The sequence below is a fragment of the Synechococcus sp. PROS-7-1 genome, from assembly GCF_014279795.1.
GTDB lineage: Bacteria > Cyanobacteriota > Cyanobacteriia > PCC-6307 > Cyanobiaceae > Synechococcus_C.
Genome location: NZ_CP047945.1, coordinates 538,166 through 561,870, shown reverse-complemented (window position 1 = coordinate 561,870; position 23,705 = coordinate 538,166). Strand labels below are relative to the sequence as shown.

Here is a 23,705-nt window from a genome sequence, read left to right as displayed (position 1 = left end):
TCCTCAATGAATCTTGCGACGTTCGTCGAACGCAGCGAGGGTCAATGGCGCTCCATGCGAAGCGGCCATTCCCTCGCTTTTCAGCAATTTGAAGAGGTGCTGAGCCAGATCAGCATCCAGCGGCTCAAGCTCGACGACAAACGCGTTCAGGAGTTGATTCAAGAGCAGACGGCTGCTCTTTCAGGAGAACCCGAAGCGCCGTTCCTGATGGAGTGGAATGCCGAAAGCGACTGGGAGCCCGATGATCCGTCCGAGGTCTCGGCGGGGTCCTGCATCCTCGTTCCGGTGCCTGACAACGACACGGAAGGGCAACTGCTTCGCAGTGTGGGCTACGCCGAAGCAGAACAGGCGATCTCCCGCTATCGCTTCCTCTCGGATGGCACCTTCGTGCTCAACACCCGCTACGGGCAGTCGATCGCTGAAGAGCGGATCTGGTTTGTCTCCGAACACGTGCGCTGCCGCTCCTCCGTGCTGCGCACCTCCGAAGGATCCGGGGTGCTGCAAACCTCCTTCGCCTCCGAGGTGAGGCGGTTGTCTGTCTGAGCCTGCCTGGTACCGATGCATCCTTCCCTGCTCTTCGCCCGCACGCTCTGCGGCCACTACAGCAACCAGGAACAAGCCCAGAACGACCCGAGCAAATTCGCGCACATCAACATCTTCTTCATGCCGCTGCCCTGGGATGTGCTGAAGGGGCCTGGCTTCTATTCAGAGCAAAGTTATGACCACGATCCCTGGCGTCCCTACCGCCAGGGCGTGCACCGGCTGCGCGAAGGCGACAACGGCGTTCACGTGGTGGAGAACTTCGGCATGGCCCAACCGGAACGGGTCGCCGGTGCGCCCCAGCACCCCGCCCTGCTGGCGGCCATCCAACCCGACACGCTTCAAGCGCGCTGCGGCTGCGCAATGCACTTCCAAAGTTGTGGCGCCAATGCTTATGAAGGCCGCGTTGAGCCCGGCAAAGGATGCCTGGTTCCTCGGGATGGACGGCTGACCTATCTGGTGAGTGAAGTGCAAGTGGATGCGCACTCCTGGAGCAGCCGTGACCGAGGCTTCGATCCAGACAGCGATGACCTGGTCTGGGGGTCAGAACACGGCATGCTGCAGTTTCAACGGGTCGCGTCCTTGGCCGACGATCTGAATGAAGATTGGCTCAAGGGGCTCAACGACTGAGCCAGGCAACTTTTTAAAACCATGCCTGCAAGCCCTGCCGAAAAACAGCTGAGAACCTGGATCCGATCCCAGCATCTGATCTGTCAGGGCACCGACTTCATCTTCGAAACTGTTGATCAGGCCCAACTCGAACGCTTCGAGAGCTGCCTTGGATCGATGGGAGGCCGTGTTCGTGAAGTGAAGGCTGTGGGCAACTGGCCCATGGGTCCGAACCGTTCCTTCAAGATTCTGCGCGCCATCGCCAGTGTTCCCCGCCCCGGCGGGGAACAACTTGTTCAGTACTGGGCAAGCCGCGGGGCCAACAAAACCCGCTATTCAGAGATCAGTTCTTGACACGGGCCAAGCGGGCCGACACATACGGATGCGGATCGGCATCCGACTCAGGCGCAACGCCCAGCTGATCCATGGCCATCACGGCGGCATAGCGGCACTCCCAGAAGGAGGTGGCTTGCGGATCGAGCCAGCGGCTGAGGTGCTGTCGGCACACATCTGGAGCCAGGGCTGCCAAGCCGAGCAGTGCCGCGGGCTTGGACTTCATGAACTGGGGCCGGCGTGTGTCCACCGCCTCCAGCAACCACGTTGTGATGGTCTCCAGGGCATCGTCCGGCCAGTCGCGCACGGCGGTGAACAAGCGGATGAAGAAATAGTGGGCCCCGTAATCATTGTGAGCCTCGTCGATCCAGCGCTGCTTCAGCAACGGCCAGAGCAACAGCGCTGGCCGGGAACGAACTGTCGTCAGCCCGAGATAAGCGCGGCTGAAATCCGTGCCGAAAAATTCCTGAATCAGGAAATCGTCGGCCGGCGTGGCGTCGTAGCGATGCACCAACACCAGATCATCCGGACGATCCAGCAACAGGCGATCAACAGCTTCGACGAGGTCGAGCCCCTCGCAGGTGAGGGCCCCCTCGGGCCAGAGCGCGGTAAGCGCGCGCATGCGAAACACCGGCGAAACCGGGGCCTGGAGGATGCTGGGCAGCCACTGAACGGCCTGACAATCGATCAGATCCTGAATGGCGGAATGCCGGTCCATTTGGTTGGGCAGCGTGAGGTGGTCTTCCAGGGCTGCCACCTGATCCACCCGCCCCGTCAACCGCGCCAACGCCGAGCGTGCGGCACCGCGCACCCCAGGAACGTCGTCATCGATCAGCGCTTCAATCGCGGGCAACGCCGCCGTGACCTTCAACCCGGCCAAGCTCTGAATCAGCACACGCCTGTTCTGTGCAGGGTCCTGCAGCAAAGCAGTCATGCGTTGATGCAGGGCTGTTGATGCACTCCCGAGCTGTTCCAACGCCCAGGCGCTGTTCTCCACCAGGTAGGGGTCATCACTGTCCAAGCAGCTGCCAATGGCAGGAGCTGCCTCGTCCACCTTCAGCCGGCCCAACACTTCAACGGCTTTGCGGCGCGCCAGCTTTTTGGCTTGCTGCTCATCCGAGTCGTTCAGCAGCTCAATCAGGGCGCGTTGGGTGGGCTCACCCGGGAAGTTGATCAGGTGCGACACCGCCATGTAGTAGTCACTGGCGGAATCCAATTGGTCCAACGGCAACGTGAGAATGCGCAGAGCTTCCTCGTGGGACAAGCCCTGATGGATGTTGTCGAAGCGGCTCACGAAAACAATCCCGGCGGCAGCGCCCGCCCAAGCAGAAACAGACCACGACTCTGCAGCGCCGATGGCCGCAGTGGCGCTTGCATTAAGAAGTGTCCATGCGCTGGAAACAATCACTAAGTCAGGGCAACCTGACACAAGTCATTTCGAGCACAAAATGGGGCCTTCCTTGGCGAACTCCTTGCACGTGGCCACGGGCATCGGCGTTGATATGCCCCTGCGCAGCGCGCGGCACCAACGTGTGCCCTTCAACCTGCTCAGCCGTAACTTTCAGCTGATGCATCAACGCGGCATCCAGATTTTGTCGGTGCGGGCACAGGGTGCAGACACGGCAACGGCAGAGGCGCAGCCAACCCCTTCGGCAGAGGCCACAAGCCCGGTCAAAGAAACGTCCAAGCGGAGACGCCGCACCAAAAAGTGACGCCCTAGGCGCTGCGTTCAAACACGCCATCAGCTGGGCGTCCCTCTTTCAAACCCTCCCAGTTGATGGCCTGCAGGAAAGCAGGGCCATCAATGGTTTCCACCACATCCACGCCCCAACTGCCCTCTTGAAGCGGTGAACCAGGGGCGCCAGCAGTGTCCTTCCGACCCCCAAGGGCCAGCAGGTTGTGATCCTCAGCGTGTCCGCATGCCTTGCGGAAGGACCGCCAGGTCCGAACCAGGGCATCGGCCAGCTCATCGGCACTGCCCTCTGCCTCCAGCTTCACCAACCAATGGGGGTGAGCCAGCGGTTCAACGGTGCTGATCCAGTCCCCATGGGCCTGCAAACCGGCAGCCAATTCGGCAGCAGACAAGGCCGGTAAATCCTCAGACTGCACCTGCAAGTTGTGAGAAAGGACGAAGCAGGTCATGGCTCTAGCTCTGTGACGAAGACCCTAGAGCGAGAGGACGAAGTTCGATAATTCATGGCCTCCGGTGCGCAACGGTTATGAGTGACCTTCCGTCTCTGTCCGTTAACGGGCAAAGCCAACAGCTGAACGAAGACGAAGCCAGTGAACTGGCGAAAGAACTGAAGCAGCAGTTGCGCAATGGCGAGGTGCCTGCTGCCGACGGTGAAAGCATCGAGCGGATGGTGGCCGGTCTGGGTGATCCCCGCGGCCTGATGCGTCTCACCTTTGCCGAGAGCCTTGGCGTGGTGGGCAAGGCTGCCGTGCCGTCGTTGTGTCGCGCCCTGGCTGAGCATGAAAGCGTCACGGTGCGGCGCGCAGCAGCCAAAACGCTCACCTTGATCGAAGACCCCCGGGCACTCCCCGTGCTGCAGAAGGCCCTGCTACAGGATCCGGATCCGGTGGTGCAGGGGTCCGCCGTGGGTGCCATGGCCGCCGTGGGAGAAGAAGCCATTGATGGAATGCTCGAGATTCTGATCAATCCCAGCAGCACCGCCATGCAGCTGGGACTGGCCAGTTGGGGCCTGGCTTTCGTGGGGGCCCGTGCACCGGAGGCGCTGCGCAAGGCCGCCACATCGGAGCATGCGGAAATTCGTTGTGCAGCAATTGCAGCCCTCGGCGATCAGATCCAAGCCCTGGGGGACGATGCCGCCCGAGAGCTGGTGGAAAATGCGCTCACCGATGCCGAAACCGACGTTCGCGCGGAAGCAGCAACCCTGCTGGGCAAATTGCACAGCCCCGATTGGGCCGTCCCCCGACTGGAACCCCTACTCAGCGATCCACAAGGGCAGGTCCGCAAAAATGCGGCACTCTCCCTGATGAAATTGCAAGCAGCGGGCAGCATTGCAAGCCTGTCCCAGCAACTGGAACGGGAACAACAAGCCGACGTCAAAGCGGTGCTTCAACTCGCCATCAACCAGCTGGATCAGGACGGCTGACGCGCCTTGAGATCGCGCACACGCAGCAAAGCTGAAGTAAGCGTTTCACGCACATAGCCATCGATGCTTGGGTCGGCGAGCAGCTCTTCAAACCCTTGCTCCACAGCAGGGTCGTTGATCTCAGCCAAGGCATTCACCGCAGCAACACCCTGGGCCGGATTGTCACCGCGACTGATCTCCAGCAGCAACGAAACAGCCTGCTGCCCCACCTGACCGAGAGCCATCACGGAGGCAACAGCAACCACCGGTGAGCTGTCCTGAAGGCCATCGCGAAGCACCTGCATCGCCTCCTCGCTGAAGGGAAGCCCGGGGTAGTTGGAGGCCAACTGGGCATAGGCCTTCACACAACTGGCCCGCACGGTGCCATCAGCACTGGAGCGAAAGCAATCGGCGATGGGTTGCATGGCACGTTCCCCGAATGCACCCAGCCCCCGTACGGAAGCCCGCCGCAGCGACACATCGGGCTGGTCCAACAGAGCAATCAAACGCGGCATGGCTTCGGCTTGCCAATGCTCCGCCATCGCCGTGAAGGCCTCGGTCTGGATGTAGGGATTGGGGTGAGCCAGATCGGCGAACAACCGATCGAGGTCGGGCACGGCGTCGTGTTCAGCACCCATGTCCGCGATTCAAGCGATGAAGACGCGACCCTAAAACGCAGATCAGGGCTCGGACTTCCCAAACCCATGATCTCAACAAGACAAAAAAAAGGAGGCCCGAAGGCCCCCTTTCAACGTTCGACTGAATCAGAACCTGATCAGGACAGAGCGTTGATGGCGTAGTCGAGGTAAGCCTTGAACTCGTTCAGAGCCTGGGGGCTCATGTCGCGAGGAGCGCAAGCGCGGTCGCGGGTGTAGGTCAGAGCTTCCACGTAGGGAGCGGTGGGCAGACGCAGGGTGCGGTACACCTCACGAGCGCCGGCGATGCCCCACTCGTCCAGAGGGCCGGTGCCGCCAACCACGAGGCAGTAGTTGATCAGGCGCAGGTAGTGGCCCAGATCGCGGTAGCACTTGTCCACCTTGGTCTGGTTCTCACCAGCCTCACCGGGCTGCTTGAGGTAGGGGTACTTGTTGAAGCAGGCGTCGCCAGCTTCCTTGGTGACGGCGTCCAGACCGGCAGCCAGCTTCTCAGCGGCTTCCAGACGGGCAGCGGCACGTTGGATGTTGCCCTGAACGGCTTCGAGGTCGTTCTGGGAAGGGAAGCGACCGGCGGCGTCAGCGGCGGTCACAACGGTTGTTGCAACGGATTTCATGATGAGACCCTTAGTTGAAGTGTGCTTTGAAAAAGAGAGTTATCTCTCGCTGATTCAGCTGAGGGCGCTGATCACGCGGTCGAAGTAGGAAGCAGCTTCTGCAACCAGAGCAGAGCAGTCACCCTGGACGGTTTCCATCTTGCGGAAACGGGTCTCCACAGGGTTGGTGCCGGTGGTGTTGGTCTCGTTGATGTGAGCCGTGGAGGAAGCCTTCATGATGGCCACAGCGCGAGCAGCGGACTGAAGGGGCACACCCAGAGCCACATAGGTCTCCTTGAGGCCGTTCAGGCAGCGGTCATCCAGCACAGATGAGTCGCCAGCCAGCAGGGCGTAGGAGATGTAGCGGAGAACGATCTCACCGTCACGCAGGCAAGCAGCCATGCGACGGTTGGGGTAGCAGTTGCCGCCAGCCTGGATCAGGCCGGTGTTCTCGCAGATCATGCCGGTCACAGCATCGGAAACGATGCAGGAGGCATTGGAGGTGATGGCGTTCACAGCGTCGAGGCGCTTGTTGCCTTCGGCAACGAAGCCCTTCAGGGAAGCCAGTTCACCGCCACCGATGGGAGCAGTTTTAGCGTCGGCGCTAACGACGGCGCGGGAGAATGCGTCGAGCATTGGAAAGCAGGACATTGAGGGAAGAAAGCCATCGATTGCACCCGGATTCCGAAGGATCCGACTGCCGCGATCAAACCAAGTGGTCCAAAAGCTGATGACTGAAAGGCTTGAGCCGAAGCTCTAAGCGCTCCATGAAATTAAAAGCAGAAACGATCGATACCACCGAGGTGCTACACATCACGCAAAGGTTCGTCATCCAGAGACGGAACAGCCTTCAACAAGGCCAGCACAAGGGTTTCCAGCTCTTGCCAGCGCAAACAACATCCATGGGAACCCGATAAAGAGCTCTTTTTCAGATTTCCTTCATCTTCATCAGTGCTCCATCTGGCCGCCTACGCTCCGGCCCAAAGTTTCTGATCGCTATGGCTGATCCCTCTCTCGATGACCTGAAAGCCACCGTCGAGGAACTCTCCGCCTACAGGGATCGCTTGAAAGACGATGTGGTCGCCATGGGGCAGAAACTGAAGCTGCCCCAGAAGCGCATTGAACTCACACTCAGCGAACATCCCGAGCTGCAGCGCCTCGAGGCCGTGTTAGCCCAGCTGGACGAACAGATCCGCAGCGAGAGCAACGCCTAAGAAACGATGCGTACCAAGCCCTGCTCAATGACCGACTTTCTGAGCGCCAGTGCGGGCACTTGGATGATTCGCCGCGTGGTGCATCACATGGATCACCAAGACGATGAGGCGGGTGACTCCAACCTGACAGTGGCGCCATTTGGAACTGAGGATGACTGCGTGGCATCGATCTGTGCGGCCCTGGGTGTCGACAAGAACCTGGCCTGCGGGGGAGCGCGCTTCTGGTGGGAGAGCAACCTCAAGGAAAGCGAGCGCAGTGAAGACCGCGCCGCCGCTCTCGTCGACGTGGCCGACCGAGAGGATCCCCGGCAGGGTTTTCTGCTACGAGACAAGGGTTACGTCGAGAAGCAAGCCGTCGTCAGCCGCTACCGCTTTGATGAGGAGGGCGTTCTCACCATCACGACCCGATACGACACCAGTGTCGGCATCGAGCGCTGTTGGTTTGTGACCGATCAGCTCCGCATGCGCGTGAGCTCCGTGCAATGCATGGACGGCGTCACCATGACGACTTACTGCACTGAGCGCCGATGCCCTACCACGGATGACATCTTGTCTCATGCCCGCCAGACAGCCCTTCGCGAGGCTTGAGATCCATGTTCGATCCATTTCTCGACGACTTGCATCAGGGCATCCAAGACCGGGGAGGCACGCTGTTGCCTTTGGATCAAGACCTGGCAGTCCAGCAGTCAGAACGCAATCAAAGCTCGATTCGAAGCTGGCTCTGGGACGTTCCAGATTTCCGCCGCTGGCGGGTGACCAGGCTGGATGCGGGCGATTCGCTTCAGGTTCTCAACTCGGTGGCCTATCCCGAACACACGCTCGACCATCCGATCCTGGGGATCGATTTGTTGTGGTTCGGTGCTCGCCAGAAACTGGTCGCGGTCCTCGACTTTCAACCCCTGGTTCAGGCTCCCGACTACATGGACCGGCATTTCAGCGGTCTAAAAGCCCTCCATCAGCGCTTCCCTGATCTGAGTGGGGAGGAAACGATGCGGTCCTTCGACCCTCATCAATATTTCTCCCCCTGGCTTCTGTTCTGCAGAGGCGGCGCCGATCAAGCAACCCGATCGTTGCCCTCCGCTTTCGACTCGTTCCTTGATTGCTTCTGGCGCATGCACGATGCGTCGGCAGCAGCACCCTCCCTGCTACCGCCCGAGCAGGTGGCAGACCTGCAGGTGGCTTACGACCTCTACAGCGCTGAACGCGATCCTGCCCATGGATTGTTCACCAGTCACTTCGGGAAAACCTGGTCAGATCGCTTTCTCCACGAATTTCTCTTCCCATCGGCCCAACGATGACGCAACGTTCCAACAGCCTTGATCCCATCAGCCTGGATGGCTGGCGCTGGGAGCCTTTCCTGATGGAAGCAGTGTCCCGCCTGGAATTCCTGAATCCGCAGCCCTATCCCGTCGCGCCCGTCTTCCTCGATCAACGCGATTCTGTTGGATCCGCCTCACGCCCCGTCCAAGCGCACACGCAGGTCTGGGCTTGTTCAACCGACAAGTGCCGTCAGATCCGAGCCGCCTGTGTGGAGGCCGGGTCCGCAGCCTCGGTGCTGAATCTCGTGATCAACCCCAAAACCAGCTTCGACCTGCCGTTCTTCGGTGCCGACCTGGTCACCCTTCCCAATGGCCACCTCATCGCCCTCGATCTTCAACCGGCTCTGAAAACAGACCGTCTGCACACAGAAGCGGTCTGGGACCAGCTGACGCCGATTTTTCAACGCTGGCGAGATCGCCTGCCGGGAGGAGGGCCGATCCCGGAAGAGGCGGAACCGTTCTTCTCTCCCTGCTTCCTCTGGACGCGTCTTCCACTCGGGCCCGAAGGAGATGCCCTGATCAAGGATGTGGTGTTTCCTGCCTATCTCGACTACCTCACGCTGTATCTGGACCTGGTGATGAACGCTGAACCCGTATCCAACGAACGGGAATCAAGGCTGCTGGATGGGCAAAGGCGATACACCACCTACCGAGCAGAAAAAGATCCCGCACGGGGCATGCTTGGCCGTTTCCACGGAAAGGAATGGACCGAACGGTTGATCCACGATGTGCTTTTCGATCTGGACTGACTGCAGCGAGCGCGCCCTTCGATTAATTGATCGACAGGGGATTAAACATTATGAACAGCCTTCGGGACTGTCCAAACCCATTGGCGAGAATCTCCAACGACGGGATGGGCACAGCTTCCCGGCCGTCCCCATTCAGCTCTGAAGATTCCTAATCTTCAATCAAGATCCAAGGAGTTAACCAATGTTCGACGCCTTCACCAAGGTTGTCGCCCAGGCCGATGCCCGGGGCCAATTCCTCAACGCCAGCGAAATCGACGCCCTGGCCGCGATGGTTTCCGAAAGCAATAAGCGCCTGGATGCCGTCAACCGCATCACCAGCAACGCTTCCAGCATCGTTGCCGACGCAGCTCGCCAGCTGTTCGCCCAGCAGCCTGCACTGATCGCCCCAGGCGGCAATGCCTACACCTCCCGTCGCATGGCTGCTTGCCTGCGCGACATGGAGATCATCCTTCGCTATGTGACCTACGCGATCTTCACCGGCGACGCTTCCGTGATGGAAGACCGCTGCCTGAACGGTCTGCGTGAGACCTACCTGGCTCTGGGCACCCCCGGTGCTTCCGTGGCTGCCGGCGTGAATCTGATGAAGGACTCCGCCATCTCGATCGCCAACGACAGAAACGGCATTACGCAAGGCGACTGCACAGCTTTGATGAGCGAAATCGGCACCTACTTCGACCGCGCTGCCGCCGCTGTTGCCTGATCAGGCTCGGTTCAGACCGTCACAATCATCTTCCTCGGATCCATGAAAACCCCCCTCACCGAAGCTGTATCCGCAGCAGACTCCCAAGGACGTTTCCTCAGCAATACGGAAATCCAGGGTGCTTTCGGACGCTTCAACCGTGCGAAAGCCTCCCTGGAGGCTGCCAAAGCCCTGACCGCCAAGGCTGACACCCTGGTGAACGGTGCTGCACAGGCCGTGTATACCAAGTTTCCCTACACCACCCAGATGCAGGGACCGACCTACGCCTCCACCCCGGAAGGTAAGGCCAAGTGCTCCCGTGACATCGGCTACTACCTGCGAATGGTGACCTACTGCCTGGTCGCTGGTGGCACCGGTCCTATGGACGACTACCTGATCGCTGGTCTCGATGAGATCAACCGCACCTTCGAGCTCTCCCCCTCCTGGTACGTGGAAGCTCTGAAGTACATCAAGGCCAACCACGGCCTCAGTGGTGAGGCTGCCACCGAAGCCAACAACTACTTCGACTACGCCATCAACGCCCTGGTCTGATCGAACAATCAGCCAGCAGCTTTGAATGCCAGCAAAGTTCAGGCCTCCCGCAAGGGAGGCCTTTCTTTTGCCATGCCAATGGCAAGATCAACACTAAAGACCAGCTCCGTCATGGCGATGCAACCGGGAGCCGATGCCACCCAGAGCGGCACGGGCGATCCGATCGATGAAGCTGAGGCCCTCAGACGTCTGCAACTGGATGACGATCCCTCAGCGCAGTACTACGCCGCATGGTGGCTGGGTCGTCAACGCAGCCAGCATCCCCAAACGGTGATCCTGTTGAGGAAAGCGCTTCAACAGCGGCGACCGCGGCGACTGGGAGACGATGTGGAGGAGAACGCGGTGGCTCGCAATGCTGCTCGAGCCCTCGGGAAGCTTGGCCCGATTGCCGCCCCGGCGATTCCCGATCTGCTGGAGACCCTCAACGACGACGACCATGGATTAAGGGAAGCAGCAGCTCGATCGCTCGGACAGCTGAACGCCAAAGCAGCCGTTCCACTTCTCGTGGAACGGCTGGCCAGCGGGCCAGCCGTCGCTGGCGCCCAAGAGGACGGCACGCCAAAACTGAAGGAACCCTGTGACGCCCTGCTTGAAGCCTTGGGCGATATCGGTGTCGCTGAGGCTCAGGTGCTTCAGGTGCTGCATCTGTTCCTCGACCACGAGCGTCCGGTGGTGCGCAGTTCCGCCTGCAGGGCTCTGCTTCAGCTCACCGGTGAATCCCAATGGGGGGACAAGATGGTCGCATTGCTGCGACATGACCAGCTGCAGGTACGGCGGGCAGCCCTGATGGATCTTGGTGCCACCGGCTGGTATCCAGCCCTGGGAGCCATCAGCTCAACATTGGCTGAAAACAGCCTGAAACTAATCGCCCTGCGAGGGCTGGCGGAATCCACAGGCAGCTCCGACCCGGATGAGGCCGTACTCGATGCGATGGATGCTCTGCTCTGAACCATGACGACGCATCACGATATCCAAGCCCTGATCACCGCCGTCAGAAACGCAGATACCGCAGATGGGCTTCTCGAAGCCACCGAAGCCCTGGCAGCCACAGGAGATCCAGCCAGTGCAACCTGCCTGTTGGAAATCCTCGGCTTCAACAATCCCGGTGCGGCAGTTGCTGCCGTTGATGGGCTGATTGCGATCGGCGAACCGATTGTCGACACCATCCTCGACAATCTCGATGGCTACAACTACGGAGCTCGGGCCTGGTCGGTGCGCGCCCTCGCGGGCATCGGTGATCGCCGTGGCCTGCCTGTGCTCGAACGGGCTCTTGCTGCAGACATTGGGCCCAGCGTGCGTCGAGCGGCCGCCTGCGGCCTCGGGAACCTGCAACTCAGTGATACTGAGCAAGCTGATGAAGAACGGCAGCGCTGCCTGTCGGGGCTGATCCAAGCCACAGGCGATGGCGAATGGATTGTTCGTTACGCCGTGACGGTTGGCCTGGAACGCAGGCTCAACGACCCTCATTGCCCGGATGCGCTTCGCAACGCTGGCCTTCAAGCTCTTGAACAGCTGAGTTCGCAAGCCAAGGAAAATGTCAAGGTAGTGCGCCTTCGGGCTGCACTGGCCCTCCAACGCCTCAACGCCGGATGACCCAGAAACTGTTGTTCGTCTGCCTTGGCAACATCTGCCGCTCACCAGCGGCCGAAGGCGTCTTCTTGCATTTACTTGAGGAACGTGGTCTCAGCGATCAGTTCGTGGTGGATTCCGCCGGAACAGGCAGCTGGCATGTGGGAAATCCTGCCGACCGACGCATGCAGGCCGCGGCCAATCGCCGTGGCATACAGCTGCCCAGCCGCGCACGGCAGATCGATCTGAACGATCTTGAAACGTTCGATCTGGTGCTGACGATGGATCAGGACAACCTCCATGCCGTGAACGGTCTGGCCCGGGAAGCCGGCGCGAGGGCCACGGCACGCATTCAACCGATGCTCAGCTACGGCCGCCGCTACAGCGAAGCCGAGGTTCCAGATCCGTATTACGGAGGCGACGCAGGCTTTGAGCATGTGCTCGATCTTCTTGAGGATGCCTGTGAGGCTTTGCTCGAGGAGCTCAGCCCTGCGGCGTAGGCCAGATCTCCTCAGCAACCCGGAAGCGAAACAAATCCTCGAGCGCATCAATCACGGCTTCGATCGACATCCCATCGGTGATCAATTCGGTGGCATCATCCGCCTGAACCAAGGGAGCCACTTCACGGGTGCTATCCAAACGGTCGCGCTCCACGATCTGCGCTTCCAGCTCAGCGAGGTCGGGCACGGCATGACCTCGCGCCTCGAGATCCTTGGCCCGTCGCCGAGCCCGTTCTTCAGGAGTCGCGGTCAGAAACACCTTGACATCTGCATCGGGGAAGACGGCAGTGCCGATGTCCCGTCCTTCAGCCACAAGGCCACCACGCTCCCCGAGACGCTGCTGCTGCCGTGTGAGCAAGGCACGGACGCAGGGATGCGCGGCCACCAGCGACACTGAGCCGGTGACTTCGGGATCGCGGATCGCATCGGTGATGTCACGGCCATTCACCCGAACGGTCTGCACACCATCCTTCAACGGTGACAGATCCACCTCCAATCCCTCGAGCAAAGCCTCCACCGCTGGGGCACTGCTGGGATCGCCGCCGTTCTTCTGCACCCACCAGGTGACGGCTCGATACATGGCTCCGGTGTCGAGATAGAGAAGTCCCATCCGTTCTGCAAATGCACGGGTCACCGTGCTTTTGCCAGCGCCAGCAGGGCCGTCGATGGCGACGATGGGCGAACGGGTCATGATGAAAACGTGATCAATCAGGCGAGTTTCGCCACAGCGGACCGCCGCAGCCAGCATTCGAATCGAACGACCGGGCCGAGCGGGTTGAAGCGTGACGGGATCCACGGTCTCTACATACTCCACCTCAAGGCCCGCTTCCCTGAGTTGCTGGTGCAGAGCGGCCTGTGCCGAGGCCTCATCCACGCCCCCTGCGCACACATCACGAGCAATCGCGCACAGTGCCGAGCTGAATGCGGAAGCCACGGTTCGCTGCGCATCACCGAGATAACGGTTGCGGGAACTCGCCGCCAACCCATCGACCTCCCTGACGGTGGGGTATCCCCTCACCCTCACAGGCAAGCCGAAGTCTTTGATGAGATGCCGAAGGATCGTGAGTTGCTGCCAGTCCTTTTCGCCCAACCAAAGTTGATGGGGACGGACCAATCCCAACAACCGCATCACGACTGTGACCACACCATCGAAGTGGCCGGAGCGCCAGGGACCACAGAGATGGGCTGTCAGGCGTGCAGGCGCCTGCAGGCGCCATCCCTCATTGGTGCCATAGGGGTAGACCTGCCGCTCATCCGGGCACCACAAAGCTGAAGCCCCCGCTTGTTCGGCGAGCGCGCAGTCATCCTCGAAAGTACGGGGGTAGCGATCGAAGTCTTCATCCACTCCGAACTGCAATGGATTCACAAAGGAGCTGACCAGAACGGAACCCTTCACACAACAGGACTTCACCGCCGCGCCGATCAAACGGGCATGGCCTTGGTGAAGCCCGCCCATGGTTGGAACAAACGCGATGGGGCCCTGGCAGGCTTCACGCCAAGAGCGAAACTCCGAAGCCGTCCTGAGGATCTGAAGGCTCAGCGCAAGACCTCGAGCTTCACCTGTGCCACACCGCTCGACGTCAGCCCAAGATGCTTGGCCGCTCCATGGCCCAAATCAATCACGCGATGCCCAACGAAGGGTCCGCGATCATTAATGCGCACCACAGCCTTGCGGCCGTTCCAGAGATTGGTCACCCGCACCTTGGTTCCGAATGGAAGTGAGCGATGGGCAGCCGTCATGGTTCCAGGGCGGAAGACTTCTCCACTGGCTGTGCGATTTCCGAAGAACCCAGGCCCATACCAGCTGGCCTCACCTGAATGCGTGGAGACAACCACAGGTCCCACCGGCTTAGGCGGCTCTGGAGGAGCGACCGGTTCAGGGACAACAGGCTCGGCAAGGGAGGTCTCCAACTCAAGGCTGGCTGGGGATGGTTCAACAGCAGTGGCTTCCTCAGCAGGAAGAACAAGGTCGAGAGGATCGACAAAGTCGAACCCATCGAGGTCTCTGGCAATCACTGGATACAGCGCAGCCCCTGACGCGGCGATGCCCGTAATGAGAGCTGTAAGAAACCAATGACGTTGCATATCGGGAAACGTTGGCTTGGAAGAAACAGTGTTTTTCGGGAAAAAGCTGAACTCCTTGAAACAAGCCACCGGAATTACTTCAAGTAACCGTATAAATACCCACCCATTTCTGATCTCCATCGCGGCCTTGGAATCTGAGAAGGGGACCTCCGCAGCACCGCTGCTCATCCCGCGCCGTCACAGGCTTCAGAAGCGCAATCAACAGGCCACAGCGATCAGCTAGGGCTATAGCCGACACAAGCAAAACTGATCGAGCCCAGGCCGACGACTTAATCGGCACAGCCGATGACGCTCCGGCGCGCCCCATGAGGAGGGAGGATCGAATCAGTTCCTAACCAACTGATGGACTACCGATCCGCCGGTGTCGACGTGGAAGCCGGCAGAGCCTTTGTGGACCGGATCCGAACCAGCGTGGAGGCCACCCATCGCCCAGAGGTCGTGGGTGGCCTAGGCGGCTTTGGTGGCCTGATTCGGTTGCCTGAGGGGCTGCGCAAGCCACTCCTCGTGTCCGGAACGGACGGAGTCGGCACCAAGTTGGAACTCGCTCAGGAACACAACAGCCACCACAACGTGGGACTTGATCTCGTCGCCATGTGTGTCAACGACGTGATCACCAGCGGCGCCGAACCACTGTTCTTTCTCGACTACATGGCCACTGGGGCTCTAAGTCCGGACGCCATGGCTGAAGTGGTTGAGGGCATTGCCGATGGTTGCCGCCAGAGCGGATGTGCCCTGCTTGGGGGAGAAACAGCGGAGATGCCTGGCTTCTACCCACCAGGCCGTTATGACCTCGCAGGCTTTTGCGTTGCCGTGGTGGAGGAGGACAACCTGATCGATGGCCGCCGCGTGCAAGCCGGTGATTCCATCCTGGGAATTGCCAGCAGCGGCGTTCACAGCAACGGCTTCAGCCTGGTTCGCAAGATCCTGGAGCACTGCGACGCAGGCCCCGACTCCCGTTTCGGGCCGGAAGCAACGCGCGTGATTGACGCACTGCTGAAACCCACCCATCTCTATGGAGCCCTCATCAAGACTCTTCTGGCGGCGGGCACTCCCATTCATGCCATGGCTCACATCACAGGAGGCGGGATTCCTGAGAACCTCCCCCGCTGCTTACCGAAGGGCCTTATGGCCAGCGTTGATCCAGACAGTTGGCCGCGCCCAGAGCTGTTCAGCTGGCTGCAGACCCAAGGCGACCTTCAGGAACGCGATCTCTGGCACACCTTCAACCTGGGGATTGGTTACTGCCTGATCCTTCCGGAGTCGGAGGTGGCTGGCACCCGAACCCTTTGCAAAGAGAGCGGTTTTGAGAGCTGGGTGATCGGCCAAGTGATCCCAGCCACTGGGCCAAAGGAGGCGCCAGTGCTCGGACTGCCCGCCTGAAGACCCCAGCAAGATCCGCTGTCACATCCAATGTGATATGAAGCACCAACCCCGGCTTAACTCGTTATTGTCAGCACAGACAGATCGGGCTTGCACCGATCGACGCGACGTCAAATACGTCTTAGTACCAATGCCCTTTGAAAGACCTCAGCGCACAACCCGGCGACGTTCTTCGGCAGGACCCACTCCACCTCGTCGACCAGTTCTCAATGGTCATGACAGGCAGACAATGCACCGCCAAGGTGGACCACGCCCGACCTTCCTGGCACTGAAAGATCACGGGAAGGTTTTCGTTGCTGACATGCCCTTCCTGTCGGATGGTCAGCTCGCCAACATCTGCAAAGAGGCCTCAGAAGTACTGGTCAGCCTGGAGCGACGAATCGCGGAGCTCGAGACCCTTCAAGGAGACAGGGACACCCTGATCAAAGCCTGCACGAAGCGGGATGTCACCCATCGCTTCCTCAGAGCCATCGAGGAGGAGCAGCAGCAACGGAAAGACAACCCAGCCATCCGCAGCGCAGCTGCTGAATCGCTCCCGCGCACATTCTTGGAGATCGCCAGGCACCGCCTGCCAGGCGCCACGTTTGATTCGCTCCTACAGGAAGCCCTCTCCGCCTGTGAACAATCGGCTGAATCCCAGGTGGCCCCTCCGAAACCTGACCTCAAAGTGATCTCCTTGCCTTCCTCGAACGCATCCCTGCCAGTGGTGGTGAGTCCAGATCCCGAACCGACCGATCAGGCACTCTGAAAAGGATTTTCAGGCATCCTCACTGTCACCTCGGCGCTGCTCTCGTCTAAGCGCATTCGCTCATCGGCTGAGAGAGACCACATCAGGGCCTGCTGGGCATCGATCACCTGGCTGGGTCGTCTCAATCCGGGGATTGGACAAGCGCCATGGGATCGGCACCAGTTCAGAGCTACTTGCACCTGGGTCACCCCTCGGGCTTCGGCGATCGAGACCATGGTCTGTCGTAACGACTCCGAGGCCGGCAGCAGGCGACGGAACAATCCACGTCGCAACCACGTCAGCCCCTGGGGAGTCCAACCTGGCTCCCTGGCGAGAATCCCCAGAGCGAGGGGGCTGTAGGCAAGCACTTCAACCCCGAGATCCCTGCTGATCTCCAGGAGACCTCCAGGGAGACGCGGATTGGGAGCCAGCAGGGAGAACTGAACCTGGATGCTGGTGAGCGGGATTCCACGGTCTTTGAGCTGACGATGCAAGAGGGTCAGGCGTCGAGGACCGACATTGGACACGCCGATCTCCCTGACAGCTCCCTGCTCCACGAGATCTGCCAACCCATCGAGAAGGGGACGCTCTTGCCAGGGGGCATAACGGGCCGTGCTCCAGTGCAACTGGACCCGATCCATACAACCTTGCAGTCGCCGCTGGCTGGCGAGAAATGCCTTCACCATCCCGCGCCGTCCGAGTCGCCAGGGGAAAGGGGCCAGCTTGCTGGCCACGGTGAGCTGGGCACGGTCCTCCGGCTTCATCGCAGTGAGGAAGTGCCCCAGCAGTTCCTCACTGCGGCCGTTGAGGACTCCGGTTCCATAGGAATCAGCGGTATCGACCAGACAAAGCCCCCCTGCGACCGCTTGCTGGAACGTCGACTCCAGCATCGAGTCGTCAAGGTCAGGGTTGTATCCCCAGAGCAGCTGATTGCCCCAGGCCCAGGTTCCGAAACCGATTCCCGTCACACAGCCTCGGATCACTGCACGCCATGATCGCCTCAGACCGGTCCTGGCGATGACGTCCCACCCAGCAGAAAGGAAGCCGCAATCCAGTGAGAAGCAACCACCATCTTCTGCAGCGGGCGGCGCAGATGAGGACCCCGTACTGTGCAATCACTGCGGTCGCACAGCCAGCAACGGCATCCGTTGCCTGGGAATGTGTGTTGCTGACAGTGATTACTGACCTGTGAGATCTGTCCCGATGCGGGGAATAACAAATCGAGGACAACGGAGCCACTGGATCGCCCTGGGCCTGATGGCCAGCCTTGTTCATCCTCATCCTGGGCATGCAGAGCCGTTCGTTGGTCGTTTCGAAACCACGAGCAATGGCTGCCGATACACGCTGTCTGATGGCGACTCGGATGGTTGCCGCGTTGTTCAGATTGATGGGCGGTCGGCCACGGTTCTGGGCGTTCGTTTCATCGGCCGCGGGCCGGTGAGAGGGTCAAGCCGAAGCCTCACGTTTGTCACCACCACAAACGGACCGGACTCACCACTCAGCTGTCACTTAGGACGTTGCCGCCTGTCTGGCACAACCTGGAGCGGCACTGTGAGCAGTGTGTCTGAAGCTGCCTTCGACGCTGACGGCATCGCCGAGGGAGTTCCGAAGGCATGGCCTGCGAAAGAGGGGCACTGCAAGCTGGAAGCACGGCAGATTCGCTGCACAGTCGATGTGGTTTCAGGAGAACAGCTCGATGCGCAGGCCAAGCTGTGAGCCATCGATCGCCGCGATGCATTCAAAGGCGGCACCCAGATTCGAACTGGGGATAAAGGATTTGCAATCCTCTGCCTTACCACTTGGCCATGCCGCCGTCCGGGGCCTTTCCTCCCCATCAACGGATCGTATCAGCGAGGCATCCCAGGCACTGCTGGTGATCAGCAACGGACATGGTGAGGATCTGATCGCCCTGCGCATTCTCGAGGCTCTTCACCGACTTGAACCGCAGTGGCGCCTGAAGGCCATGCCTCTGGTGGGTGAGGGACGCTGCTTTGAGGGCGCTGTTGATCAGGGATGGCTGGAGCGCGTCGGCCCCTTGGCTCGCTTGCCGAGCGGGGGATTCAGCAACCAGAGCTTGCGTGGTCTGCTCGCTGATCTCCTTGGAGGGCTGCCGATGATCAGCATCAAGCAGTGGATCTACTTGAGAAAGGAACGAACGGCAGTGGCTGGAATCCTTGCCGTTGGCGATCTGCTTCCTCTTTTGATGGCCTGGACAAGCGGCCGACCCTTCGGATTCGTCGGCACTCCAAAAAGCGATTACACCTGGAGCAGCGGCCCAGGGTCGAGCTTCAGCGACCGCTATCACGCCCTGAAGGGCAGCGAGTGGGATCCATGGGAATGGAGCTTGATGCGAACGCGCCAATGCCGGCTCGTCGTGATGCGTGACCGACTGACAGCTCGGGGGCTACGCCGTCATGGCGTCAGGGCCATGGCACCTGGCAATCCAATGATGGATGGGCTCATGGAGACCACCCCTCCCCTCGCACTCGAGCGATGCCGGCGGATTCTCCTGCTTTGCGGCAGCCGGATGCCAGAGGCCCTTCGAAACTTCAGACGTTTGTTGACCTGCCTCATCCGCCTTCCGAGCCCGGTGCCTCTTGCTGTCATGGCAGCCCTTGGATCAAGGCCCACAGAACCAGACCTGGTCGACACCCTGCAGCAAATGGGCTTCCGACGCTGCCCTCCCCCCAGCAGCAGCTTGCATGCAGACCAGTGCTGGGTCCGAGGCCCCCTGCTGCTGCTCCTGGGCAGCGGTCGGTTTGAACGCTGGGCTGCTTGGGCGGAGGTGGGTGTCGCCACCGCCGGCACAGCCACAGAACAGCTGGTCGGCCTCGGAAAACCGGCTCTGTCTCTTCCAGGTCCTGGGCCGCAATTCACCCGTGGCTTCGCCTCACGGCAGAGCCGCCTCCTCGGTGGTGCGGTGCAGGTTTGCGCAAACGAAATCGAGTTAACTCAACAACTCACAGCCCTGCTCGAGAACCACGAGAGACGCCAAGAGCTCGGGCAGCGGGGGCGGCAGCGCATGGGATCTCCTGGGGGAAGCGAAGCCATCGCCCGCGCCGCGATCCGTGCGCTCGCCCCCGGAGGTTGATACTGATTGCATCACAGAGGCAATTCTGCCCCTCCCTCTCCGCCATGGCCGCGATTCAGGATCACAACTATCTGAGACTGTGCGCGGAACTGGCGAGCTGCCTCAGCATCAGCCAGTCCGCAGCGCGTCGGAGGGTGGAACACGAAGCCGCGCGATCAGGCGCCAAAGACCTCCCAGCCCGTCTTCAGGTGGCATCCAACCTGCTTGATCAGGCCAAGAACGAAGCCACCTCGGGGGAAGCACTCGATCAGTTGCTGGAGGCCCAACCCATCGATCAGCACTTCATGCTCGAAGACTGAGCCAATCGCCAGGATCAGTGCTCGAAGGTATTGACGAAACGGAAGCGATCAAGATCCGACATCACAGGAATGCACTGAAAGCAACTCTGGGCCAGTTCCCAGCGCCCTTCGCGGCGCAGCATGACCTCTAACTGCCGCCGAGCGGCGAGCAGGTATCGGGCATCGTTGGCTGCATAAGCCAGTTGAACATCGGTGAGTTCATCAACCCGACCCCAATCGCTGCTTTGAGCTTGTTTATCGAGTTCGACTCCCACAAGCTCCATCACCAGATCCTTCAAACCGTGGCGCGGGGTGTAGGTGCGAGCCAAACGGCTGCCGACCTTCGTGCAGAAGAGAGGATTCACCCTGATCCCCAGCCCAGTGGCTAGTGCAGCGACATCGAACCGGGCGAAATGGAACACCTTCTCGATCGTCGCGGCTTCCATCAGCGCTTTGAGACGGGGAGCTTCCGACTGCCCGAGGGCAATCCGGATGCAAGCCACCTGATCGTTGTCATCACAGATCTGAACGAGGCAGAGCCGATCGCGACCATGAATCAGACCCATGGCTTCGGTATCCACGGCCAGAGCTGTTGACCCTGCGTAGCGCTCCGCCCACTCCTCGTTTAAGTCGCCGTCGAGAACAACAAAGGCATGGGGCTCGCTGGGAATCTCAGCCATGACTGACCACTCGAAACAGGCAGAACATTGACCACTCTGACCGCTGAAGGGACGAACTTCCTCCCACCGCTTGAAAATCAGAATGAGACTGAGCTAGACAAAAATGAGACAGCAGCGTCTCATGCTTTCCCACCGCAAACCCACGCGCGCCTGCCTGGCCGACATCGAGGATTACTTCCAGCAGCCACCACCGCAATTTCTGGATCTTGAGCTCGCCGTGTGCTGGGTTCTGGCCTGTCTTCTGCAAAGCGACAGCTATCCATCAGGCCTGCTCCAGCGACTCCAGCACGACCATCCCCAGCTGCGTCTCTCAGAAACGGTTCTGCATCAGGCCGTCGACTTCCTGGAACGCCAGGAGATGCTCGATTGCTACACAAAACGCTGTCCCAGCAGGGGCCGCCCCCGTCGCATGCTCCACCTCCATCAGGACGCACGCGATCAGGCCGAGCGCCTGATGAAGCCCTGGACGCGCTGGCTCCACGAGCATGCCCCAATCACCACTTAGAACGGTCTTCAGTGCCCTTGGCGGCTACCGATGCCCTCGCCTCAGACCTCCACCCTGCTCCTCACCCTCCTGCTGGGGATCGGCCTGATCTTCTTTCTCCGTGCCGCCAGCAAAGACCGAACCACGATTGTGGAGGTGCATTCACCCCGCCCACCACTGGAAGTGCTTGAGGGTCTTGATCAGTGGCTCAAGCAGCGGGGGTGGAATCGCCATGGAGGTGATGCCGACCGCTGCCTGTTGGAATACCGCGGCCGCGTCGAGAGCAGTTCTGCGCTTGCGATTCTGTTATCGGTTCTCGGCACGGTGGGAGCTGGCAGCTTGGGCCTCGTGATCCGCCAAGTGAACCCTGGGCTTGGCTGGTGGCCCTTGTTCATCGCCAGCCTCGGCCCCTTGGCAGGATTGGTTTACACCCGGAGAGCTCAGCGGGAAGAGGGCCTACAAATTCGCCTTGTCGAAACCGAAGACAGCGAAGGCAGCACCCTGCGGCTGCAAGCCCATCGCGATGAGCTGATCGCTCTTGAACTCGCCCTGGGCGGTCCACTGCAGCTGGCCAGTGATGGCGCTCTGCTCTCGTCTCCGATCTGATCGTGAAGCTCCGGCCATTGCTGCTGCCAGCAGGCCTAAACATCACAGGGCTGCTGCTTCTGCTCGGCCTGGCGACAGCGGCGGATGCACCGCGCCAGCCTGGCGACGACCTTCTCACTGGGCCTCAAGTCCAACTGGAAGCAACCTGGGTTGGGCGTCGCCGTGAACACCAGGGTGTGCGGATTCTGCTTCTTGCAGGCCATGCCGACTCTCAGGGCATCGAGGGAGCCGGCACCTCGGGTGCCGCCGTTGACCGCCGCGGTGCCAAACCCATGGATCCAAGAATGCGCGACGAGCTGTTCTGGAACCGAAAGATTCGCGACGCGGTGGTTCGCCAAGGGCGGGCACGCGCCCTCAACATCAGTGGTTACGAACCGAATGCCCTGACGATCCTTGATGAAAACGACCCACGCACCAACTGGTCAGTCGGTCGCCACCACCACGCCGCGGGTGGATATGCCCTTGAAATCCACTTCGATGCCTACGGCCCTGACGGCTACGGTTCCGGGCTGATTCCCAGCCTGAGACGCTCCCCCAGCCGCATTGATGAAAGCCTGGCCCTGAACTTCGGTCGCTACCCCCTGCAGTTTCGGGGAGGTCTTGGTGCACCAAGGCGGGGCATCAGCATCCTGGAGATCGGCAAGCTGGAAGCAAACCTCGAAGCCCGACTGCGAGATCCAGCCAGCCAGGACGCTGTGATTGAAGCGCTGGCCCACCGCATCATTGAGGCCATCGAGCAGGGGCTCAACGCTCCACCCCCCACGCTCAATTCACAGCTTGGTGGGGGCGGCAGCGATCCTCGAGGGAAGGATCACCGAACCAGTCCTGAGGACGGGTGAAGAGATCAGTGAGCAAAGCTTCTCTGGATCCCGGAGCAGGCTGGTAGGCGTACTCCCACCGGGCCAGTGGCGGAAGCGACATCAGGATGGATTCGGTGCGTCCGTTCGTCTGCAATCCAAAGATCGTGCCGCGGTCCCAAACCAGATTGAACTCCACGTAACGCCCCCGGCGATACAGCTGGAACTGGCGCTCACGGTCTCCGTAGGACAACCCATTCCGTCTCTCGATGATGGGCGAATAAGCAGGCAGAAACGCCCGTCCGTTGGCACCAGCCAGTGCAAAAAGCTGTTCCCAGCTCAAGGGCACTGCGCCGATCTCCGAAGCCTTGCGCGCTGCAGGACCTTCAGGGTCCTGCCCCCGGTAAAGACGTCCGGAACCATCCTGGTAGTCGTAGAAAATTCCTCCGACTCCCCTTGTTTCCTGACGGTGCTTGAGGAAGAAGTACTCATCACACCAGGGCTTGAACACCTGATAGAGACGCTCATCCACGGAATCGCACGCCTCTTGATGGGTGCGGTGGAAGTGACGGGCATCCTCCAGGAAGGGATAAAAGGGAGTGAGATCGGCACCGCCTCCGAACCACCACACCGGACCGGCCTCGAAGTAGCGGTAGTTGAGATGAACCGTTGGCACAAAGGGGTTCCGGGGATGCAGAACCATGGATGTCCCAGTGGCGAACCACGGATGCCCCTTGGCCTCAGGCCGCTGTTTGAGGATGGAAGGAGGAAGCTCCTCACCCTGAACCTCGGAGAAATTCACTCCGCCCTGCTCAAAGATCCGGCCTTCACGCATCACCCTGGAACGACCGCCACCACCTTCAGGCCGCTCCCAGCTCTCCTCCTGGAAGCGGCCAGACCCATCGATCTGCTCCAAGCCAGCACAGATCTCATCCTGAAGCGCCATCACAAGCGCCCGCGCACGTGCACGCGAGTCGGCTGGAGGGCGTTCCCCGGGCATCTCGGAGGTGCTTGACACCAGACTGTCTTGCGGTGACTGCCCCTTCCAACGCTTGAACAGGGAACGGATCATGGTTGGCAGAGATGGAGAGCTTTTGACCATTTCAGCCCAGTGCCTCCCCCGACAAGAAGGTGTGAAGGACTGTTATGGGAAGCGCCCCTAGGATCCA

At 60.5% G+C, this 23,705-nt stretch carries 32 protein-coding genes and 1 tRNA gene; 22 read left to right on the top strand and 11 right to left on the bottom strand.

Translation table 11 applies throughout. From position 1 onward, the window contains the following. Window positions 1–6 precede the first annotated feature (6 nt). The 3 genes from SynPROS71_RS02840 to SynPROS71_RS02830 are packed head-to-tail and all read left to right on the top strand — an operon-like array spanning window position 7 to window position 1,503. Window positions 7–543, top strand: a complete 537-nt coding sequence (locus SynPROS71_RS02840; protein WP_186596490.1) for a phycobiliprotein lyase — start codon at window positions 7–9, stop codon at window positions 541–543. 15 nt (window positions 544–558) lie between these two features. After that, on the top strand, window positions 559–1,170 hold the full coding sequence (locus SynPROS71_RS02835) for a chromophore lyase CpcT/CpeT (protein WP_186596488.1): 612 nt from the start codon (window positions 559–561) through the stop codon (window positions 1,168–1,170). Window positions 1,171–1,191: 21 nt separating this feature from the next. Next, entirely contained in the window at window positions 1,192–1,503 is a 312-nt protein-coding gene (locus SynPROS71_RS02830) for a hypothetical protein (protein ID WP_006042145.1), read from the top strand. On the opposite strand, the gene SynPROS71_RS02825 is transcribed toward SynPROS71_RS02830, so the two are convergent. Then, window positions 1,493–2,776 (bottom strand): HEAT repeat domain-containing protein, encoded by a 1,284-nt coding sequence (locus tag SynPROS71_RS02825; RefSeq protein WP_038005139.1) that lies wholly within the window; start codon window positions 2,774–2,776, stop codon window positions 1,493–1,495. The two genes, SynPROS71_RS02830 and SynPROS71_RS02825, sit on opposite strands and share 11 nt — an antisense overlap. A gap of 154 nt (window positions 2,777–2,930) precedes the next feature. Here SynPROS71_RS02825 and SynPROS71_RS02820 point away from each other — a divergent pair, with 154 nt between their 5' ends. Further along, complete coding sequence (locus tag SynPROS71_RS02820) at window positions 2,931–3,194, top strand: hypothetical protein (protein WP_186596486.1); 264 nt, start codon at window positions 2,931–2,933, stop codon at window positions 3,192–3,194. A 4-nt stretch (window positions 3,195–3,198) separates the two neighbouring features. Here SynPROS71_RS02820 and SynPROS71_RS02815 read toward each other — a convergent pair whose 3' ends face one another. Continuing rightward, window positions 3,199–3,624, bottom strand: a complete 426-nt coding sequence (locus tag SynPROS71_RS02815; protein ID WP_186596484.1) for a DUF2656 family protein — start codon at window positions 3,622–3,624, stop codon at window positions 3,199–3,201. Between the two features lie 77 nt (window positions 3,625–3,701). Between SynPROS71_RS02815 and SynPROS71_RS02810 the strand changes: the two genes are divergently transcribed. Next, a complete protein-coding gene (locus SynPROS71_RS02810; RefSeq protein ID WP_006042149.1) occupies window positions 3,702–4,598 on the top strand; it encodes a HEAT repeat domain-containing protein in 897 nt (298 codons plus the stop codon). On the opposite strand, the gene SynPROS71_RS02805 is transcribed toward SynPROS71_RS02810, so the two are convergent. The 3 genes from SynPROS71_RS02805 to cpeB form a co-directional block, all read right to left on the bottom strand. After that, complete coding sequence (locus SynPROS71_RS02805; RefSeq protein WP_006042150.1) at window positions 4,586–5,215, bottom strand: HEAT repeat domain-containing protein; 630 nt, start codon at window positions 5,213–5,215, stop codon at window positions 4,586–4,588. The two genes, SynPROS71_RS02810 and SynPROS71_RS02805, sit on opposite strands and share 13 nt — an antisense overlap. 137 nt (window positions 5,216–5,352) lie before the next feature. Then, on the bottom strand, window positions 5,353–5,847 hold the full coding sequence (gene cpeA / locus SynPROS71_RS02800; RefSeq protein ID WP_006042151.1) for a class 1 C-phycoerythrin subunit alpha: 495 nt from the start codon (window positions 5,845–5,847) through the stop codon (window positions 5,353–5,355). A gap of 54 nt (window positions 5,848–5,901) precedes the next feature. After that, the gene (cpeB, locus tag SynPROS71_RS02795) at window positions 5,902–6,462 is read right to left on the bottom strand and encodes a class 1 C-phycoerythrin subunit beta (protein ID WP_186596482.1); all 561 of its coding nucleotides are present in this window, start codon (window positions 6,460–6,462) and stop codon (window positions 5,902–5,904) included. A gap of 362 nt (window positions 6,463–6,824) precedes the next feature. On the opposite strand from cpeB, the gene SynPROS71_RS02790 reads away from it, so the two are divergent. The 9 genes from SynPROS71_RS02790 to SynPROS71_RS02750 all read left to right on the top strand — a co-directional run bounded on the left by SynPROS71_RS02790 (window position 6,825) and on the right by SynPROS71_RS02750 (window position 12,408). Further along, the gene (locus SynPROS71_RS02790; protein WP_186596481.1) at window positions 6,825–7,040 is read left to right on the top strand and encodes a hypothetical protein; all 216 of its coding nucleotides are present in this window, start codon (window positions 6,825–6,827) and stop codon (window positions 7,038–7,040) included. Window positions 7,041–7,067: 27 nt separating this feature from the next. Beyond that, window positions 7,068–7,628, top strand: coding sequence for a phycobiliprotein lyase (locus SynPROS71_RS02785; RefSeq protein WP_186596480.1), 561 nt, complete (start codon window positions 7,068–7,070; stop codon window positions 7,626–7,628). Window positions 7,629–7,633: 5 nt separating this feature from the next. Then, window positions 7,634–8,338, top strand: a complete 705-nt coding sequence (locus SynPROS71_RS02780) for a 15,16-dihydrobiliverdin:ferredoxin oxidoreductase (RefSeq protein WP_186596479.1) — start codon at window positions 7,634–7,636, stop codon at window positions 8,336–8,338. After that, the gene (locus SynPROS71_RS02775; protein ID WP_186596478.1) at window positions 8,335–9,108 is read left to right on the top strand and encodes a phycoerythrobilin:ferredoxin oxidoreductase; all 774 of its coding nucleotides are present in this window, start codon (window positions 8,335–8,337) and stop codon (window positions 9,106–9,108) included. Before SynPROS71_RS02780 ends, SynPROS71_RS02775 begins: the two co-directional genes overlap by 4 nt. Before the next feature lie 181 nt (window positions 9,109–9,289). Then, window positions 9,290–9,808: a phycocyanin subunit beta gene (locus SynPROS71_RS02770; RefSeq protein WP_186596477.1), complete on the top strand. Its 519-nt coding sequence runs from the start codon at window positions 9,290–9,292 to the stop codon at window positions 9,806–9,808. 42 nt (window positions 9,809–9,850) lie between these two features. Then, window positions 9,851–10,339 carry a phycocyanin subunit alpha gene (cpcA, locus tag SynPROS71_RS02765; RefSeq protein WP_186596476.1) on the top strand — a complete coding sequence of 163 codons (489 nt, stop codon included), beginning with the start codon at window positions 9,851–9,853 and terminating at the stop codon, window positions 10,337–10,339. 111 nt (window positions 10,340–10,450) lie between these two features. Continuing rightward, window positions 10,451–11,287, top strand: a complete 837-nt coding sequence (locus SynPROS71_RS02760; protein ID WP_370586847.1) for a HEAT repeat domain-containing protein — start codon at window positions 10,451–10,453, stop codon at window positions 11,285–11,287. A 3-nt stretch (window positions 11,288–11,290) separates the two neighbouring features. Further along, window positions 11,291–11,932: a HEAT repeat domain-containing protein gene (locus SynPROS71_RS02755; protein WP_186596474.1), complete on the top strand. Its 642-nt coding sequence runs from the start codon at window positions 11,291–11,293 to the stop codon at window positions 11,930–11,932. Then, window positions 11,929–12,408: a low molecular weight protein-tyrosine-phosphatase gene (locus tag SynPROS71_RS02750; RefSeq protein WP_186596472.1), complete on the top strand. Its 480-nt coding sequence runs from the start codon at window positions 11,929–11,931 to the stop codon at window positions 12,406–12,408. The genes SynPROS71_RS02755 and SynPROS71_RS02750 overlap by 4 nt, the downstream gene beginning before the upstream one ends. On the opposite strand, the gene SynPROS71_RS02745 is transcribed toward SynPROS71_RS02750, so the two are convergent. Beyond that, window positions 12,392–13,882: a bifunctional pantoate--beta-alanine ligase/(d)CMP kinase gene (locus SynPROS71_RS02745; protein WP_370586865.1), complete on the bottom strand. Its 1,491-nt coding sequence runs from the start codon at window positions 13,880–13,882 to the stop codon at window positions 12,392–12,394. The genes SynPROS71_RS02750 and SynPROS71_RS02745 overlap by 17 nt on opposite strands. Before the next feature lie 62 nt (window positions 13,883–13,944). After that, window positions 13,945–14,493, bottom strand: coding sequence for a septal ring lytic transglycosylase RlpA family protein (locus SynPROS71_RS02740; protein WP_186596471.1), 549 nt, complete (start codon window positions 14,491–14,493; stop codon window positions 13,945–13,947). A gap of 342 nt (window positions 14,494–14,835) precedes the next feature. Here SynPROS71_RS02740 and purM point away from each other — a divergent pair, with 342 nt between their 5' ends. Both purM and SynPROS71_RS02730 read left to right on the top strand, forming a co-directional pair. Next, window positions 14,836–15,873, top strand: coding sequence for a phosphoribosylformylglycinamidine cyclo-ligase (gene purM, locus SynPROS71_RS02735; protein ID WP_186596469.1), 1,038 nt, complete (start codon window positions 14,836–14,838; stop codon window positions 15,871–15,873). A 130-nt stretch (window positions 15,874–16,003) separates the two neighbouring features. Next, a complete protein-coding gene (locus SynPROS71_RS02730; protein ID WP_186596467.1) occupies window positions 16,004–16,621 on the top strand; it encodes a histidine phosphotransferase in 618 nt (205 codons plus the stop codon). On the opposite strand, the gene SynPROS71_RS02725 is transcribed toward SynPROS71_RS02730, so the two are convergent. Beyond that, window positions 16,609–17,568, bottom strand: coding sequence for an aldo/keto reductase (locus tag SynPROS71_RS02725; protein ID WP_186596465.1), 960 nt, complete (start codon window positions 17,566–17,568; stop codon window positions 16,609–16,611). The two genes, SynPROS71_RS02730 and SynPROS71_RS02725, sit on opposite strands and share 13 nt — an antisense overlap. Window positions 17,569–17,857: 289 nt before the next feature. Here SynPROS71_RS02725 and SynPROS71_RS02720 point away from each other — a divergent pair, with 289 nt between their 5' ends. Then, window positions 17,858–18,316: a hypothetical protein gene (locus tag SynPROS71_RS02720; protein WP_255442307.1), complete on the top strand. Its 459-nt coding sequence runs from the start codon at window positions 17,858–17,860 to the stop codon at window positions 18,314–18,316. A gap of 26 nt (window positions 18,317–18,342) precedes the next feature. Here SynPROS71_RS02720 and SynPROS71_RS02715 read toward each other — a convergent pair. Continuing rightward, window positions 18,343–18,413: transfer RNA gene (locus SynPROS71_RS02715), tRNA-Cys, on the bottom strand. A 60-nt stretch (window positions 18,414–18,473) separates the two neighbouring features. On the opposite strand from SynPROS71_RS02715, the gene SynPROS71_RS02710 reads away from it, so the two are divergent. Together SynPROS71_RS02710 and SynPROS71_RS02705 are read left to right on the top strand one after the other, a co-directional pair. After that, window positions 18,474–19,691 (top strand): lipid-A-disaccharide synthase-related protein, encoded by a 1,218-nt coding sequence (locus SynPROS71_RS02710; protein WP_370586846.1) that lies wholly within the window; start codon window positions 18,474–18,476, stop codon window positions 19,689–19,691. A gap of 44 nt (window positions 19,692–19,735) precedes the next feature. Then, window positions 19,736–19,990, top strand: coding sequence for a hypothetical protein (locus tag SynPROS71_RS02705; protein ID WP_186596462.1), 255 nt, complete (start codon window positions 19,736–19,738; stop codon window positions 19,988–19,990). A 14-nt stretch (window positions 19,991–20,004) separates the two neighbouring features. On the opposite strand, the gene SynPROS71_RS02700 is transcribed toward SynPROS71_RS02705, so the two are convergent. Further along, a complete protein-coding gene (locus tag SynPROS71_RS02700; protein ID WP_186596460.1) occupies window positions 20,005–20,649 on the bottom strand; it encodes a ribonuclease D in 645 nt (214 codons plus the stop codon). A gap of 121 nt (window positions 20,650–20,770) precedes the next feature. Here SynPROS71_RS02700 and SynPROS71_RS02695 point away from each other — a divergent pair, with 121 nt between their 5' ends. From SynPROS71_RS02695 to SynPROS71_RS02685, 3 genes are read left to right on the top strand one after another with little or no spacing between them, the layout of a single operon-like run. Next, the gene (locus tag SynPROS71_RS02695; protein ID WP_186596458.1) at window positions 20,771–21,154 is read left to right on the top strand and encodes a PadR family transcriptional regulator; all 384 of its coding nucleotides are present in this window, start codon (window positions 20,771–20,773) and stop codon (window positions 21,152–21,154) included. Between the two features lie 30 nt (window positions 21,155–21,184). Continuing rightward, window positions 21,185–21,739 (top strand): cofactor assembly of complex C subunit B, encoded by a 555-nt coding sequence (locus SynPROS71_RS02690; RefSeq protein WP_186596456.1) that lies wholly within the window; start codon window positions 21,185–21,187, stop codon window positions 21,737–21,739. Between the two features lie 17 nt (window positions 21,740–21,756). Beyond that, on the top strand, window positions 21,757–22,578 hold the full coding sequence (locus tag SynPROS71_RS02685) for an N-acetylmuramoyl-L-alanine amidase (RefSeq protein ID WP_186597829.1): 822 nt from the start codon (window positions 21,757–21,759) through the stop codon (window positions 22,576–22,578). Here the strand turns inward: SynPROS71_RS02685 and hemF are convergent. Continuing rightward, complete coding sequence (hemF, locus tag SynPROS71_RS02680) at window positions 22,505–23,608, bottom strand: oxygen-dependent coproporphyrinogen oxidase (protein ID WP_186596454.1); 1,104 nt, start codon at window positions 23,606–23,608, stop codon at window positions 22,505–22,507. The genes SynPROS71_RS02685 and hemF overlap by 74 nt on opposite strands. Between the last annotated feature and the right edge of the window lie 97 nt (window positions 23,609–23,705).

What these genes read in the sequence shown, in the direction of transcription:
- SynPROS71_RS02790 (WP_186596481.1), top strand. Translation starts at nt 6,825, where the DNA reads ATGGCTGATCCCTCTCTCGATGACCTGAAAGCCACCGTCGAGGAACTC.
- SynPROS71_RS02820 (WP_186596486.1), top strand. Translation starts at nt 2,931, where the DNA reads ATGGGGCCTTCCTTGGCGAACTCCTTGCACGTGGCCACGGGCATCGGC.
- cpcA (WP_186596476.1), top strand. Translation starts at nt 9,851, where the DNA reads ATGAAAACCCCCCTCACCGAAGCTGTATCCGCAGCAGACTCCCAAGGA.
- SynPROS71_RS02740 (WP_186596471.1), bottom strand. Translation starts at nt 14,493, where the DNA reads ATGCAACGTCATTGGTTTCTTACAGCTCTCATTACGGGCATCGCCGCG.
- SynPROS71_RS02760 (WP_370586847.1), top strand. Translation starts at nt 10,451, where the DNA reads ATGGCGATGCAACCGGGAGCCGATGCCACCCAGAGCGGCACGGGCGAT.
- SynPROS71_RS02750 (WP_186596472.1), top strand. Translation starts at nt 11,929, where the DNA reads ATGACCCAGAAACTGTTGTTCGTCTGCCTTGGCAACATCTGCCGCTCA.
- SynPROS71_RS02695 (WP_186596458.1), top strand. Translation starts at nt 20,771, where the DNA reads ATGCTTTCCCACCGCAAACCCACGCGCGCCTGCCTGGCCGACATCGAG.
- purM (WP_186596469.1), top strand. Translation starts at nt 14,836, where the DNA reads ATGGACTACCGATCCGCCGGTGTCGACGTGGAAGCCGGCAGAGCCTTT.
- SynPROS71_RS02730 (WP_186596467.1), top strand. Translation starts at nt 16,004, where the DNA reads ATGCCCTTTGAAAGACCTCAGCGCACAACCCGGCGACGTTCTTCGGCA.
- SynPROS71_RS02805 (WP_006042150.1), bottom strand. Translation starts at nt 5,215, where the DNA reads ATGGGTGCTGAACACGACGCCGTGCCCGACCTCGATCGGTTGTTCGCC.
- SynPROS71_RS02840 (WP_186596490.1), top strand. Translation starts at nt 7, where the DNA reads ATGAATCTTGCGACGTTCGTCGAACGCAGCGAGGGTCAATGGCGCTCC.
- SynPROS71_RS02815 (WP_186596484.1), bottom strand. Translation starts at nt 3,624, where the DNA reads ATGACCTGCTTCGTCCTTTCTCACAACTTGCAGGTGCAGTCTGAGGAT.
- SynPROS71_RS02785 (WP_186596480.1), top strand. Translation starts at nt 7,068, where the DNA reads ATGACCGACTTTCTGAGCGCCAGTGCGGGCACTTGGATGATTCGCCGC.
- cpeA (WP_006042151.1), bottom strand. Translation starts at nt 5,847, where the DNA reads ATGAAATCCGTTGCAACAACCGTTGTGACCGCCGCTGACGCCGCCGGT.
- SynPROS71_RS02835 (WP_186596488.1), top strand. Translation starts at nt 559, where the DNA reads ATGCATCCTTCCCTGCTCTTCGCCCGCACGCTCTGCGGCCACTACAGC.
- SynPROS71_RS02810 (WP_006042149.1), top strand. Translation starts at nt 3,702, where the DNA reads ATGAGTGACCTTCCGTCTCTGTCCGTTAACGGGCAAAGCCAACAGCTG.
- SynPROS71_RS02780 (WP_186596479.1), top strand. Translation starts at nt 7,634, where the DNA reads ATGTTCGATCCATTTCTCGACGACTTGCATCAGGGCATCCAAGACCGG.
- SynPROS71_RS02690 (WP_186596456.1), top strand. Translation starts at nt 21,185, where the DNA reads ATGCCCTCGCCTCAGACCTCCACCCTGCTCCTCACCCTCCTGCTGGGG.
- SynPROS71_RS02705 (WP_186596462.1), top strand. Translation starts at nt 19,736, where the DNA reads ATGGCCGCGATTCAGGATCACAACTATCTGAGACTGTGCGCGGAACTG.
- SynPROS71_RS02770 (WP_186596477.1), top strand. Translation starts at nt 9,290, where the DNA reads ATGTTCGACGCCTTCACCAAGGTTGTCGCCCAGGCCGATGCCCGGGGC.
- SynPROS71_RS02720 (WP_255442307.1), top strand. Translation starts at nt 17,858, where the DNA reads ATGGCCAGCCTTGTTCATCCTCATCCTGGGCATGCAGAGCCGTTCGTT.
- SynPROS71_RS02830 (WP_006042145.1), top strand. Translation starts at nt 1,192, where the DNA reads ATGCCTGCAAGCCCTGCCGAAAAACAGCTGAGAACCTGGATCCGATCC.
- SynPROS71_RS02755 (WP_186596474.1), top strand. Translation starts at nt 11,291, where the DNA reads ATGACGACGCATCACGATATCCAAGCCCTGATCACCGCCGTCAGAAAC.
- cpeB (WP_186596482.1), bottom strand. Translation starts at nt 6,462, where the DNA reads ATGCTCGACGCATTCTCCCGCGCCGTCGTTAGCGCCGACGCTAAAACT.
- SynPROS71_RS02700 (WP_186596460.1), bottom strand. Translation starts at nt 20,649, where the DNA reads ATGGCTGAGATTCCCAGCGAGCCCCATGCCTTTGTTGTTCTCGACGGC.
- hemF (WP_186596454.1), bottom strand. Translation starts at nt 23,608, where the DNA reads ATGATCCGTTCCCTGTTCAAGCGTTGGAAGGGGCAGTCACCGCAAGAC.
- SynPROS71_RS02775 (WP_186596478.1), top strand. Translation starts at nt 8,335, where the DNA reads ATGACGCAACGTTCCAACAGCCTTGATCCCATCAGCCTGGATGGCTGG.